At 68.1% G+C, this 12,723-nt stretch carries 11 protein-coding genes and 1 pseudogene; 4 read left to right on the top strand and 8 right to left on the bottom strand.

The window, feature by feature from the left end; all coding sequences use genetic code 11:
• Window positions 1-32: 32 nt before the first annotated feature.
• On the top strand, window positions 33-641 hold the full coding sequence (locus A5688_RS28405) for a SecDF P1 head subdomain-containing protein (protein ID WP_067838701.1): 609 nt from the start codon (window positions 33-35) through the stop codon (window positions 639-641).
• Window positions 642-795: 154 nt separating this feature from the next.
• Here the strand turns inward: A5688_RS28405 and A5688_RS05030 are convergent, their stop codons facing one another.
• A complete protein-coding gene (locus A5688_RS05030; RefSeq protein WP_067913273.1) occupies window positions 796-2,028 on the bottom strand; it encodes an FAD-dependent oxidoreductase in 1,233 nt (410 codons plus the stop codon).
• A 31-nt stretch (window positions 2,029-2,059) separates the two neighbouring features.
• On the bottom strand, window positions 2,060-3,661 hold the full coding sequence (locus A5688_RS05025; protein ID WP_067838918.1) for an arylsulfatase: 1,602 nt from the start codon (window positions 3,659-3,661) through the stop codon (window positions 2,060-2,062).
• A gap of 121 nt (window positions 3,662-3,782) precedes the next feature.
• Between A5688_RS05025 and A5688_RS05020 the strand changes: the two genes are divergently transcribed.
• A complete protein-coding gene (locus A5688_RS05020) occupies window positions 3,783-4,802 on the top strand; it encodes an NAD(P)H-dependent flavin oxidoreductase (protein ID WP_082951350.1) in 1,020 nt (339 codons plus the stop codon).
• 4 nt (window positions 4,803-4,806) lie between these two features.
• Here A5688_RS05020 and A5688_RS05015 read toward each other — a convergent pair whose 3' ends face one another.
• The 5 genes from A5688_RS05015 to A5688_RS04995 form a co-directional block, all read right to left on the bottom strand.
• Window positions 4,807-5,628, bottom strand: coding sequence for a class I SAM-dependent methyltransferase (locus tag A5688_RS05015; RefSeq protein ID WP_067913270.1), 822 nt, complete (start codon window positions 5,626-5,628; stop codon window positions 4,807-4,809).
• Window positions 5,625-6,092 carry a GbsR/MarR family transcriptional regulator gene (locus A5688_RS05010; RefSeq protein ID WP_067913268.1) on the bottom strand — a complete coding sequence of 156 codons (468 nt, stop codon included), beginning with the start codon at window positions 6,090-6,092 and terminating at the stop codon, window positions 5,625-5,627. Before A5688_RS05010 ends, A5688_RS05015 begins: the two co-directional genes overlap by 4 nt.
• Before the next feature lie 74 nt (window positions 6,093-6,166).
• Window positions 6,167-7,435 (bottom strand): amidohydrolase family protein, encoded by a 1,269-nt coding sequence (locus tag A5688_RS05005; RefSeq protein WP_067838677.1) that lies wholly within the window; start codon window positions 7,433-7,435, stop codon window positions 6,167-6,169.
• A 52-nt stretch (window positions 7,436-7,487) separates the two neighbouring features.
• The gene (locus A5688_RS05000) at window positions 7,488-8,261 is read right to left on the bottom strand and encodes a class II aldolase/adducin family protein (RefSeq protein WP_067913265.1); all 774 of its coding nucleotides are present in this window, start codon (window positions 8,259-8,261) and stop codon (window positions 7,488-7,490) included.
• Window positions 8,248-9,870 carry a class I adenylate-forming enzyme family protein gene (locus A5688_RS04995; RefSeq protein ID WP_067913262.1) on the bottom strand — a complete coding sequence of 541 codons (1,623 nt, stop codon included), beginning with the start codon at window positions 9,868-9,870 and terminating at the stop codon, window positions 8,248-8,250. The genes A5688_RS05000 and A5688_RS04995 overlap by 14 nt, the downstream gene beginning before the upstream one ends.
• 503 nt (window positions 9,871-10,373) lie before the next feature.
• Between A5688_RS04995 and A5688_RS04990 the strand changes: the two are divergent.
• Both A5688_RS04990 and A5688_RS04985 read left to right on the top strand, forming a co-directional pair.
• A pseudogene (locus A5688_RS04990) lies at window positions 10,374-11,297 on the top strand (molybdopterin-dependent oxidoreductase); the annotation flags it as partial.
• Window positions 11,290-11,802 (top strand): hypothetical protein, encoded by a 513-nt coding sequence (locus A5688_RS04985; RefSeq protein ID WP_067913256.1) that lies wholly within the window; start codon window positions 11,290-11,292, stop codon window positions 11,800-11,802. The pseudogene A5688_RS04990 and the gene A5688_RS04985, both read left to right, overlap by 8 nt.
• Here the strand turns inward: A5688_RS04985 and A5688_RS04980 are convergent.
• On the bottom strand, window positions 11,786-12,121 hold the full coding sequence (locus A5688_RS04980) for a hypothetical protein (RefSeq protein WP_067913259.1): 336 nt from the start codon (window positions 12,119-12,121) through the stop codon (window positions 11,786-11,788). The genes A5688_RS04985 and A5688_RS04980 overlap by 17 nt on opposite strands.
• Window positions 12,122-12,723 lie beyond the last annotated feature (602 nt).

Below are 12,723 nucleotides of genomic sequence, written 5' to 3'. Positions count from 1 at the left end.
ATTCGATGCTGCCGTGAGTAGAGTGTATTCCGATGAGTCACCGTCGATTTAGCGCGCGCGCTGCCGCCGCCTGGCTGGGGTCAATCGGTCTGCTCGCCGCTGCGATGTGTGGCTGTCAGCAGGCGCACAAGCCGGCGCCGTCCAGCTCGTCGACCACCGCGCCGCCCAGCACCACCGCGCCGCCGCCTCCGCCACCGCCGCCGGTGGCGCAGATCGCCCCGCTTCCGGTTCGGCCGGTGACGAAGTCGCAACCGACGACGCCCGCGGTGAAGTGCCCGGCCACCGATCCGAACGCTGCGGTGAAGCCCACCGACGTCCTGACCACGTGTGACATCGGGCGAACCACCGTCTATACGTTGGGTCCCGAGACCATGCGGCTCGGGCTCGTCCACGTCGACCCACCGAAGTCGCTCACCGCGGACTACTACCAAGTGACCCTCGAGCTGGATCCGCCGTCGGCGACCGCGTGGACCGAATTCACGGGCGGGCATCTGCAAGACCACGTGGCCTTCATCCGGGACAACCTGGTTCTGGAAGCGCCGATCATCGAACAGCAGGCCACGTCCGGGCGGATCGTGCTCACCACCCAAACCGCCGAGGGCGCGGCGCAATTGGCCCAACTGGTGGGTCGCCCCGCATGACGTCTCCGAGGCGCCCGGACCGCCTCGGCATCGGCATGCTCAGCGTATTCGGGCTGCCCCCAATCGAATTGGTGAATCTCACCGCGGACCTGGGCTGCCGCTACATGTCGGTCGCCATGCAGGGGATGCCGCTGGTGCCGCTGGACTATCCCCCTTACTCGTTGGCCGAGGGCGCCCGCCGGGCGAATGCCGGTGCGTGTTCGGGCCTGACCCCAACGCCGACGAGATAGGCGGGCACCGCCGCCAGCCACGGCAGCCGTCGCAGCACACTGAGCGCCAGCGCGGGCGGAGTGGGGGCGGCGCCGCGAAAAATCGCCCGCAGCAGCACGGTCTGCAGCACACGCTGACCCGTCTGGGTCAGCGCGGCGGGAACTCCACGGCGACGGCGGACTGCGGCCAGGTCGCGTTCGGTGACACGATGCCGCCGCAGGGGTTCGGCCAACAGGGTCGCGGCGGCGACGGCATCCTGGATGGCAAGGTTGATCCCGACCCCGCCCAGCGGGGACATCGCGTGCGCGGCGTCGCCGATACAGAGCAGACCGTCGGTGTGCCAGCGACGCAACCGATTCACCCGCACGTCTAGGTGCTTGACCTCGTCCATGGACCGCAATGCCGCGACCGAGTCCGGCATGTCGGGCAGGAGCGCACCGAGGTCGCGACGGAATGCCTCGACACCGCGTGCACGCAACTCGGCGTCGGTGCCCTTGGGACCGATGTAGGCGATCTGGTTGTAGCCTTCGCGCGGAATCACCGCCAGCGCCTTGCCCTGTCCCATTCGGGGCAGAAAGGAATGGTCCGCATTGCCTTCGCGCGGCAGCTTGAACCACCACACGTCGAACTTCACCGGATATTCGTGTGCGCTCAGCCCGGCCTCCCGGCGCACGATCGACCACCGGCCGTCACAGGCCACCGTCAGCTCGGCCCTGAGCTCGCCCGGCCCGTCGACCCCTTCGTAGCGCACCCCGGTCACGCGGTCACCATCGCGCAGCAGACCGGTGACCTCGGTGCGCATCCGCAAGGTGAAACTCGGCTCGGCGCGGGCCGCCTCGGCGAGCAGGTTCAGCAGGTCCCACTGCGGCACCATGGCGATGTATCGGTGCGGTTGCCGCAGCCGCTCGAAGTCCAGGTAGGTCGCCGAACGGCCGGCGGATTCCCAAGTGCCCCTGCGGAGTTTGCTGTAGGGCAACTCGGCGAACCGCTCCCCCAGGCCCAGCTCGTCGAGCAGCTGCAGCGTGGTCGGATGCACGGTGTCGCCGCGAAAGTCACGCAGGAAGTCGCCGTGCTTTTCCAGCAGAGTGACCTCGATGCCGGCCCGGGCCAGCAACAGTGCGAGGACCATGCCCGCCGGGCCGCCGCCGACGACCGCGCACGTCGTTGTCTCGACCATCAACGCTCAAGCATAAGCGGCGCCGGGATCGTCAGAGTTGAAGGTCGTAGACGGAGATGGGGTCGAGGATCACGCCGGTTTCCTCGACGTAGCGATCCCACAACGCCAGCAGCTCGGCCAGCTTGTCGGGCCGGGTAGCGGCCAGATCGTCGATCTCACCGGGGTCGGAAGCCAGGTCGTAGAGCTGCCAGCCGCCCGGGCCGTACGGTGCCGGCAGGTACAGCGCCTTCCAATCGCCCTGGCGGATGGCCCGGCGGCCGAACAACTCCCAACCGGTGCCGGTGTCGGCATCGTGCACGGTCTCGACGGCGCCCGTCAGGTAATTCACCAGTGAGCGGCCGCGCATGGGGGCCACGTCCCGGCCGCGGTAGGAGGTGCCCGGGTGGGTGGCACCGGCCAGCTCCAGCAGGGTCGGGGCGATGTCCATGACGGTGCTGAACGCGGTGCCGATCTGCCGTTGCCGGGCGAAGCCGGGCCAGGTGACGAAGCCGGTCACGCGGATCCCGCCCTGGGTGGTGAACGCCTTGTGCAGGCGTGACGGCGCGGTGGCCGCCTGCGCCCAGCGGGGGCCGTACCAGATGAACGACGTGGGCCGGCCGAGGTTGTCCAGGCTGTTGTCGCAATGCTTTTCGATCTGTGCGGCGATCTGCGGGCCGCGCAGCGGCATCGCCTCGACGATCGCGCCCTCGGCTCCGTTGTCGGACATGAAGACGACGACGGTGTTGTCGAGTTCGCCACTCGCCGAGAGGTAGTCGATCACCCGGCCGATGTTGTAGTCCATCCGGTCGACCATCCCGGCGTAGACCTCCATGCTGCGGGCCGAGCGGGCGCGCTGTTCGTCGGTCATGTCGGCCCATTCGGGCGCGCCGTCGGCCACCACCGGATGCGCGACGACGTCGGGCGGGCACAGGCCGAGCCGCTTGAGTGCGGCCAGCCGCTCCTCGCGTAGCGCGTCCGGCCCGGCGTCGTAGCGGCCCCGGTATTTCGCGACGGATTCGTCGGGCGCCTGCAGGGGCCAGTGCGGGGCCTGGAAGGGCAGATAGGCGAAGAAGGGCCGGTCGTCGTCGGGGTCGCGTTCCTCGAGATAGCGCAACAGCGTGTCGGCATAGGAGTCCGACGAATAAAAATCGTCGCCGACGCTGACGAACTGATCGTCTTCGGTGTAAAGCGTTGGCACGGGCGAGAATCCACGCGCCCCGGCACCGCCGTAATGACTGGCGCCGGCCGGCAGCAGGGCGAAGGAACGCTCGAAACCCCGGGCCCATGGCGACGTCTCGATCGTGGCCCCCAGGTGCCACTTGCCCGACATCAGCGTCAGGTACCCCGCGTCGCGCAACAGTTCGGGCAACGCGACCACCCGGTCGTTCAGATAACCCTCGTATCCGGGCGCGCCGCGGAATTCCGGCGAGGCGACCTCGAGCATGGTGCCGATGCCGGCGATGTGGTGATCGGTCCCGGTCAGCAACATCGCCCGGGTCGGTGAGCAGGCCGGCGCCGAGTGGAAATCGGTCAGCCGGAGCCCCGCGTGGGCCAGCCGGTCGAGGTTGGGCGTCTCGATCTCACCGCCGAAAGCGCCGATGTCGGAGAACCCTAGGTCGTCTGCGACGATCACAAGGAAATTGGGACGTTTCACGCCCACGCATCCTGCCAGGTCGGTCCCCGCGCCGGAACGCTGCCGCACCGGGTCGGCGCCGATATTGTCGAGGCGGGCACCGTCGGGGTGTGCCGCGGCGGAACGGCGAAAGGACGTGGCGATGTTGGCGCAGTTTGGGATGTCCGTTCCGCTGGTCGCGGCTCCGATGTCGGGCGGCCCGACCACCCCGGCCATGGTGTCGGCCGCCAACCGGGCCGGCGCGCTGGGCTTGCTCGCGGCCGGATACAAGACGGTGGAGGCCATCGAAGCCGAGATCAAAGCCGTTCGCGCCGAAGGAATCCCATTCGGGGTCAACGTGTTCGCACCCAATCCGGTGCCGGTCGACCCGCAGCGCTACCACGCCTACGCCGCGATCATCCAGGCCGAGGCCGACCAGTTCGGGCTGACGCTACCGCCCGACCCCATCGAGGACAACGACCGATTCGACGAGAAGATCGCGCTGTTGCTCGACGACCCGGTTCCGATGGTGTCGTTCACGTTCGGCATTCCGGCGCGCGACGTGATCGCCGCGCTGCAACGGGCCAACAGCGTTGTGGTCCAGACGGTCACCACGGCCGACGAGGCGGCGCTGGCGCACGAGGCCGGAGTCGACATGCTCGCCGTGCAGGCGGCGGCCGCCGGCGGCCATTCCGGCACCCTCTCGCCGCAGCGGCCGTTGACGCCGGTCGGAATCGTCGACCTCGTCCGGCAGGTCGTCGCGAAGGTGCCCCTGCCGGTGATGGCCACCGGCGGGCTGGCCACCCCCGCCGCGGTGGCCGAGGTGATCCGCGCGGGAGCGACCGCGGCCGCCGTGGGCACCGTGCTGTTGCGCGCCACCGAGAGCGGCGCCTCGGCCACCCATCAGGCGGCCCTGGCCGATCCCGCGTACACCGAGACGGTACTGACCCGCGCCTTCACCGGCCGCCCGGCCCGCGGTCTGCGCAACGCGTTCATCGACGCGCACGAGGCGCAGGCGCCGCCGGGTTATCCCGCCATCCACTACCTGACCAGTCCGCTGCGCAAGGCCGCCGCGGCGGCGGGCAAGCCTGACTATGTCCACCTCTGGGCGGGCACCGGCTACCGGCACGCCACCGCGGAACCCGCGTCCGACATTCTGCGCCGGCTGGCGGCCGACCTGTGATCGGTCAGTATTCGAAGCGGTTGAGCACGTCGTAGTTGCGAGCGGCCGTCATCCACATCAACCGGTAGATCAACCGCACCGCGGCCGAGGGGATCTCGCGGTAGCGGGCGAGCACGGGGGCCTGCTCGAGTAACCGCAGCCGCGGGTTCCACGTCGCCATCTCGCGCGCGTCCCGGATGCCCCACGTGATGATTCCCCGGGTGAAGAGCTTGGACATCAGCGGCGCCAGCGCGGAGAGCGTGTCGAAAAGCATTTCCCCGCCGGCGAATCGGTCGATCAGGCGCGCCAGCAGCCGGCGGACCTCGTCCTCGTGCAGGTACATCAGCAGCCCCTCGGCCACGATCAGCGTCGGACGCCCGGTCGGGACCTGATCGAGCCACTGCGGATCGGTCACCGACGAGCCGATCATCCGGTAGCGCTCGGTGTCGTCGTAAAGCCGCCGGCGTAACCCGATCACGCTCGGCTGATCGACGTCGAACCACAGCACCGACGGCGGTACGGCCAGCCGGAAGGCACGCCCGTCGAGGCCGCAACCCAGGTGCAGCACAACGGCGTCCGGATGGCGGGCCAGGAATTCGGCGCACCAGTCGTCGAGCTGCCTGGCCCGTAGCGCCACCAGGTATTGATTCGACGCCGGCAGCGACATCCGGTGGATTCTCTTGAAGTCGTAGTCGATGCGGTCCACCGCGTCCGCGGCCGCCTTGTCCCCCAAAATCGGCCGCTCCGAACGGCTTTCGTGGGCACGCAAATACAGTGTGACGAGGTTCGTCCACTCCACCGAACCCCACGGCACGGAAGTGAAGTCGACTTGGTCCGTCGCGGTCATGGCTGCTTCCCTTTCCGATATTCGGTCCACATTGCCATCAGCTGCCGCCCGTAGGCCTGGGTGCAGAACTCGCAGAAGTCGCGGAAGTCCTCGATGCGCTGCCGCTGCTCGGCGCGGTCCTCACCCAGCACCGACAGCGCGAACTCGGCGGGCTCGATGCCCAGCCGCATCAGTGACAGCTGCGTCTCGAGAACGCTGGTGAACCCGCCCGGCCGGACGCGATAGAGGTGCTGGCGGTTCGGGCTGGGCAGCCGCTCGACCATGCCGCCGTCCAGCAATTGCCGGCCGACGGTGCTGATCGAGGCCTTGCTCACCGATAACGCCTCGGCCAACTGGGTCAACGACTGCTGCGGCGGATCACAGATCAGCAGCCACCCGTAGACGCGGCCCATGGTGCGGGTGGCGCCGAGGAGCTCGAAGAACAGCCCGAGCCGGTCGACGAACTCGGCCTCGTCCGGCGTCATGGCCCCTCCAGCAGTAACGTTCAGTACATACTAAACGTAGCTTACGTTGATCTGAGGGCCCAACCCCAACCCGGTCAGAACGCCTCGGGGTCCCGTTGCACCGCGGCGGGCACCGGATGCCGGTACAACCGAGACGCGTTCTCCCAGCTGAATTTTCGGATGGCATCGGGCGGCAGATCACCGATCTGCTCGTGAATGGTCTGTTGGGTGTGCGGCCACGTCGAGTCGCAATGCGGGTAGTCGGCCTCCAGCATGATGTTGTCGGCGCCGATCCGGTCACGCTGCACGAATGACGACTTGTCCTCGACCGCGCAGAACCAGAAGTTGCGGGTCAGCACCTCCGCGGGGGTCAGCGGCTCGCCGAGCGCCTGCCAGGTGCCGTACATCGCGTGATAACTGAGCATGTGGTCGAGGCGATCGAGCAGCCCTGCCACCCAACCGATTCCGCCCTCGGACAGGCAGATCTTGAGATCGGGGAACCGGCTGGGCAGCCCGGAGTACAACCAGTCCACCGCCGCGGAAATGGCGTAGGCGAAAAACAGCACCCCCGGCACGTCCGGTGGGGCATCCGCGGTGGTGGACGGCGACGACCCCGACGATCCGATGTGCAGGTTCACCACGGTGCCGGTCTCCGCGCAGGCGGCCATCAGCGGATCCCAGTGGCCGGTGTGAATGCTGGGCAGCCCGAGCATCGCCGGGTTCTCGCTGAACGTCACGGCGTGAAAGCCGCGCTCGGCGTTCTCGTGGATCATCTTCGCACCGAGCTCGGGATCCAGCAGCCACGGCAACTGGCAGGGAATGATCCGGTCGGGATACGAGCCCGCCCAGACCTCGAAATGCCAGTCGTTCCAAGCCCGCACCGAGGCCAACGCCAGGTCGCGGTCGTTGGTCACCTGCTGCAGCCGCTGGCCGGCGAACCCCGGCAGGAACGACGGGAAGTTCAGCGAGGCGTAGATGCCGTTGAGGTCCATGTCCTTGACCCGAGCGTGGATATCCCATGCACCCCTGCGCATTTCGTCGAACCGGACCGGCTCGAAACCGTATTCCGCCACCGGCCGCCCGACCACCGCGTTGAAGCCGACGTTTGGCAGCTCCTTGCCGTCGTAGACCCACGTCTGTCCCCCGCTGCCGGTCTCGACGACTTTCGGCGCCCGGTCGGCGAATTTGCGGGGCAGCCTTCCGGTGAAGGTGTCCGGGGGTTCGACGATGTGATCGTCGACCGAGATCACCGTGTAGCGGCGCGGGGCCCGGGGCGGATCCGGCAGAAACGTGACCGAGCGCTCGGTGCCGGTCTTCGCCGTGGTGAAACTCAGGTCATTCGCCAGCTCGTCGATCGATTTCACGCGTCAATCTCCTTGCTGGGCAGCGTCGTTGAGCGGCAAGTAGGCATCCGGTTCAGCTGAGCACATCGGCGTCGGTCTTGATGGTCATCCGTGCCGCGCCGGCCCAGTACACGTCGGCCGCGCGTTCGATCAGCGACCGTTGCATGCCGGCCATGTCCGACCAGTTCATGGCCACCGGCTGGATGCCGGTGAGCATGACGTCATAGGCCAGCTTGCAGACGCGTTCGATGGAGGCCGCGCGGTAGACGGCCTCGGGCAGGGTGCGCCCGGTCGCGATGACGCCGTGGTTGGCCAGGATCGTCAGGTTGGCGCCACCGATGCGGGCGGCGAGTTCCGCGGCGCGCGCGGGGCTGTCGATTTCGCCGTCGTAGGTGTCGACGAGGCGGAGGTCGTCGAGGAACAGCGCACCGGTCTGGTGCACCAGCTCGGGCAGTCGGCCCAAGGCCGCGAGCACGCACGCGTAGTAGGGGTGATTGTGGATCACCACCCGGGCGTCGTCGCGCACCCGGTGCAGTTCGGTGTGGATGTGGATCGCCGGGGTGACGTCCCAGCGCCCGCTGACCACTTGCGCGTCGCCGTCCACCAGGCAGATGTCCGATGCGGTGATCTCCTGCCACCACAGTCCCCACGGATTGACGAACATGTCGGTCCGGCCGTGGGGCTGCCAGGTGATGTGCCCGGCCATGTTCTCGGCGAACCCGATGCCGGCCAGGTGACGGAAGGCGATGGCCAGCGCCTGCTCGTGGGACAGATCGACCCCGATGGGGGGAACCACCGACGGCGCCCAGACTTCCAACCCGCCGCGCCGTGCGTTAGGAGCGTTCATCGCCAGCCTCCGTTCTGGCTCCAATATCCTCGCGCAGCCGGCCTTTGGCTATCTTTCCGCCGGATGATCGGGGCAGTTCGTCGAGAATGATCAGCCGCTCGGGCAGGAGTTCCTTGGAAACGCCCAGCGTCAGCAGGTGTTCGACGAGCCCGGGCAGGTCGACGATGGCGGAGTCGGTGAGTTCGGCGTAGAGGCAGACTTTTTCGCCGAACACCGGGTCGGGCATGGCGACCGCCGCCGCGATCGCGATCGCGGGGTGCGTCATGACCGCATCTTCGACCTGGCTTGCGCTGATGTTCTTGCCGCCGCGCACGATGAAATCGGACGTACGCCCGGTGACACGCAGATAGCCGTCGGCGTCGATTTCGCAGATGTCGCCCATGCGCATCCACCCGTCGCGGGTGAAGAGCTTGTCGTGGTCGGTCCCGCCCAGATAACCGAGGCTGGTCGCCGGACCACGGCATGCGGGCTGGCCCCGCCCCGTCGCGGTGACGTCGCGGTCGCCGTCGAACAGCCGGACCGACATCTCCGGGACGAGGCGGCCCCCGGTGCGCAGCCGGTGTTCGCGCGAGTCGTCGACGGTGGTCGCGCTGAGCATGCCGGTCTCGTTGGAGCCGTAGAACTGCAGGATTTTGGCGCCGGTGAGGTCCTCGAATTCGGCTGCGGGTCGATACGGCAACGCTTCCCCGCCGGTGTACACGAGGCGCAGCGAACTGAGGTCGTAGCCGCGGGTGGCCGGGTCAGCCATCAGCATGGTCAATTGCGTGCTGACGCAGCACAATACGGTGACCTTGTGCCGGGCTATCGCCTCGCAGGTGGCCCTGGTGGTGAACCGGTCCAGGATCACCGCGGTGGCGCCGAGGTAGATCGGGGTGGTGTGACTGGTCCACAACCCGAAACCGAACGGGGTGGGGATGACCGGCAGGAACACCTCGTCCGGCGTCAGCAGCCCGTTCGCGACGGCCTTCTGGTGGAAGTAGTGCCAACGGTTCTGGGTGTGCACGACGCATTTGGGCAACCCGGTGGTCCCGGAGGTCGAGTTGATCAGGAACACGTCGTCGGGGCCGAGTTCGCAGCCGGCCGGCAACGCCGCGGGCTCGGCGTCGACATCGAGGCGAAGCGTCCCGGCGTGGTGGCTCAACACCACCGCGGGCACCCGCAGTTCGTTGGCCACTTCCGCCGCGGCCACGCTGCGGGGTTGATCGGTGATCAGCATTTTGGGCTGGGCGGTGCGCAGGACGGCCGACGCCTCGCGGGTGCCGGCGCGCGCGCCGAGGCCGACGACCACCGCCCCGCAGCGTTCGATCGCGACGAACAGCACGTGGATGGCGGCGCAGTCGCCGTGCCAGACCGCCACCCGGTCACCGCGGGTGACGCCGCAGCCGACCAAAGCCTCGGCTAAATGTGTTGCCGCACGATCGAATTCATGCCACGTAAACGCCCGTCCGCCGTGGTCCAGATAGGCGACACGATCCGGTGCCCGTTCGGCGTTGCGACGCACCGCGCCCGACAGCGTCGAATCGCACCACCAGCCGGCGGCACGGAACCGGGCCGAGTCCTCGTCGGTGAATGCCGGCGAGCCCACGATTTCCAGCTCACCGGCGCTCATCACCAAATGATAGGAAAGCCGCCCGCGGTTTCGGCGCTAGGGATTCGGCGAGGCGGGCGCGGCGTGCTGCGGGTCGCCGACGACGCCCGGAGGACGCGGGTGCGGCTTATGGCAGTTGCGAGTGCAGCCGCAGTTGAGACCGATGACGCAACCGCCTCCCCCGGCGGGCTGCACCGGCAGCGCGCCGCCCGGAGCCGACGGTGACGGAGGCACGGTCGCGACCTCGGACGAAGATGCGGACGGCGTCCCCACCGTCATCGACATTGCGTCTCCGACCGCGAAGACAAGCGCGGCCGCGCAGATGCACCACGCGGCTGTTGTCCTGGCTCGTCGATTCGCCACGACGCCCACTGTAGCTAGTTGCCGTGGGATGCGCGGGACACGCACAGGGCTCCCATCCAATTTCCTCCCATCCAATTTCCTCCCATCCAATTTCAAGGTCTTACGCAGCTGATCAATTGCGGCCCAGCAAGTTTCGCGGATCACCACAGTTGAGTCTCTTGATCGCCCAACTGCTGGAACGGGTTTCGCTGCTGATGCTGGTCGGCGGGATCCTGTTCGAGATCGTGACCGGCGTGCTGAACATCCAATACGACTACATCTTCGGATTCAGCTTCTACACCGCGCACTACTTCGGCGCGTGGGTGTTCATCACCGGCTTCGTCATGCACGTCGCGATCAAGGGCCGCCGCATGTGGGATGGCCTGCGCTCGTTGTCGCTGCGTGACGTGCTGCGCACCGGCCGTGCCGACACCAGAGCCCAGCCGTGGCAGCCCGACGGTCTGGTGGCCGCCGACCCCGGCCCGGCGACGATGAGCCGTCGTGGCGCGCTGGCGCTGGTGGGCGGCGGTGCGGCATTTCTGGCGCTCATCACCGCAGGCCAGACGCTGGGCGGTTACAGCCGGCCGGCGGCCCTGCTGCTACCGCGCGGGCGCCGCCCCACAGACGGGCCCAACGGGTTCGAGGTCAACCGGACCGCGGCGGCGGCCGGCATCTCCGCGCGGGACACCGCGGAACGCTGGCGGCTGACCCTGGACGGCGGCCCGAAACCGGTGACGGTGGACCGGGCGGCGCTGCTGGCGATGCCCCAGCACACCGCCGTCCTGCCGATCGCCTGCGTCGAGGGCTGGTCGACCACCCAAACCTGGACCGGTGTGCGACTGGCCGACCTCGCCCGCCTGGCCGGGGTGTCGGCACCGGATTCCGCGCGGGTGTCGTCGCTGGAACGCGCCGGCGCGTTCGCCGCCGCGACGCTGCAACGCAACCAGGTGCTGCACCCCGACGCGCTGCTGGCGCTGCGCGTGAACGGCACCGACCTGTCCCCGGATCACGGCTTCCCCGCGCGCATCATCGTGCCCGCGCTGCCCGGGGTGCACAACACGAAATGGGTGGCCTCCATCGTCTTTCGCGCGGCCGCACATGCGTAGCGCATTCCAGCGGATCTACGGATCCCACCCGGTGCACCTGCTGACGATGATCGCCGGATTCACCCTGCTGGGCTACGTGGTGCTCGTGATCAAACCGGACACGCTGTGGAACCCGCACGCCTGGTGGCAGTCGATCATCGTGTGGTTCGCCGCGGCCGTCATCGCCCACGACCTGGTGTTGTTTCCCGTCTACGCCTGCGCCGACCGGCTGCTGTCACGCGGCAGTGCCACGCCGTCGCCGGTGCGCGCCGAGGCCGCCGTGCCGGTGCTCAACTACCTGCGGGTGCCGGCGCTTGGCGCGGGCCTGACGCTGCTGGTGTTCCTGCCCGGCATCGTCGAGCAGGGCGCCACCACCTACCACGCGGCGACCGGGCAGACCCAGGAGCCGTTTCTCGGCCGGTGGCTGCTGTTGACGGCCGCGATGTTCGCCGTCAGCGCCGCCGGCTACGGCCTCCGGCTGGCGATGGTGCGTCGACGCAAGCACCCACCTACCCGCCCGAGATGATCTTCAACCGGCGGGCCCGGTACTCGAGGTCGGAAATGGCGCCGTGGACGTACAGGTTCTCCAGGTCTCGCAGCCGCTCGGATGCCGACGGTGGCGCGTCGGGAAAGTCCCTGTGCCGCAGGGTGTCCACCCCTGCGCCCCACCCGTCGCCCAGCTCGAGGAGCCGCAGCGCGAACAACACGCCGGCGCCCGTCACGGGTAGGCCCAGATAGAGCATCCAGCCCAGCGGCACGCCGGCCCGGCTCAGCGCGAAATAACGCGCCACCAGAAACAGCGAGACCACCACGCCGGCCCCCAGCACGATGACTTTGCCTTTCATGCGCGGCCTTTCACTCGCGGAAATCCTTCGTGTCGTTCGCTGCGGGGACACCCTTTTTTTGGGGGGCCCAACGACACTGCAAACCTCCTGCGTCGCTACCGATCCCAACTTCACCAGTCCTGGCGCGGGGTAACCCTGCGGGGAAGACCTTGAAGAATCCTTGGAAAGTGCTCGCAGTGCGCTCGCCCGACCTGCGCGGCCACCGTGGGGCAACTACAGTTGCGAATTGTGGGCAAGCGACAAGGCAGGGTGGTGGCGGCATGGTGCGCCTGCCCGGCCGCACTTGTCTTGACTTTCGGCGGCGTAGCGGCAGTGACCGGCACGACGGATGCCTCAACGGCCCATCCGGATATCTGCTTTATCGGCATCAACTGCGGTTGCACTCGAGACTGCACTCCACCGCATCCCCAGGTGCCAAGCAATATCGGCAATCCGCCACCTCCCCCTCCCATCCAATTTCAAGGTCTTACGCAGCTGATCAATTGCGGCCCAGCAAGTTTCGCGGATCACCACAGTTGAGTCTCTTGATCGCCCAACTGCTGGAACGGGTTGCGATGATGATCGTGGTCGTCGGATCCGGTTCGAGATCGTGACCGGCGTGC

The sequence above is a fragment of the Mycobacterium mantenii genome (assembly GCF_001667865.1).
GTDB lineage: Bacteria > Actinomycetota > Actinomycetes > Mycobacteriales > Mycobacteriaceae > Mycobacterium > Mycobacterium mantenii_A.
The sequence above is the reverse complement of the archived record's forward strand: the minus strand, read 5'-3'. Positions and strand labels throughout refer to the sequence as shown.

Bases quoted from the DNA above. Each gene is read 5' to 3' on its own strand.
- A5688_RS04985 (WP_067913256.1), top strand. From the start codon at position 11,290: ATGCGTAGCGCATTCCAGCGGATCTACGGATCCCACCCGGTGCACCTG.
- A5688_RS04980 (WP_067913259.1), bottom strand. From the start codon at position 12,121: ATGAAAGGCAAAGTCATCGTGCTGGGGGCCGGCGTGGTGGTCTCGCTG.
- A5688_RS05020 (WP_082951350.1), top strand. From the start codon at position 3,783: ATGTTGGCGCAGTTTGGGATGTCCGTTCCGCTGGTCGCGGCTCCGATG.
- A5688_RS05030 (WP_067913273.1), bottom strand. From the start codon at position 2,028: ATGGTCGAGACAACGACGTGCGCGGTCGTCGGCGGCGGCCCGGCGGGC.
- A5688_RS05015 (WP_067913270.1), bottom strand. From the start codon at position 5,628: ATGACCGCGACGGACCAAGTCGACTTCACTTCCGTGCCGTGGGGTTCG.
- A5688_RS28405 (WP_067838701.1), top strand. From the start codon at position 33: ATGAGTCACCGTCGATTTAGCGCGCGCGCTGCCGCCGCCTGGCTGGGG.
- A5688_RS05010 (WP_067913268.1), bottom strand. From the start codon at position 6,092: ATGACGCCGGACGAGGCCGAGTTCGTCGACCGGCTCGGGCTGTTCTTC.
- A5688_RS04995 (WP_067913262.1), bottom strand. From the start codon at position 9,870: ATGAGCGCCGGTGAGCTGGAAATCGTGGGCTCGCCGGCATTCACCGAC.
- A5688_RS05000 (WP_067913265.1), bottom strand. From the start codon at position 8,261: ATGAACGCTCCTAACGCACGGCGCGGCGGGTTGGAAGTCTGGGCGCCG.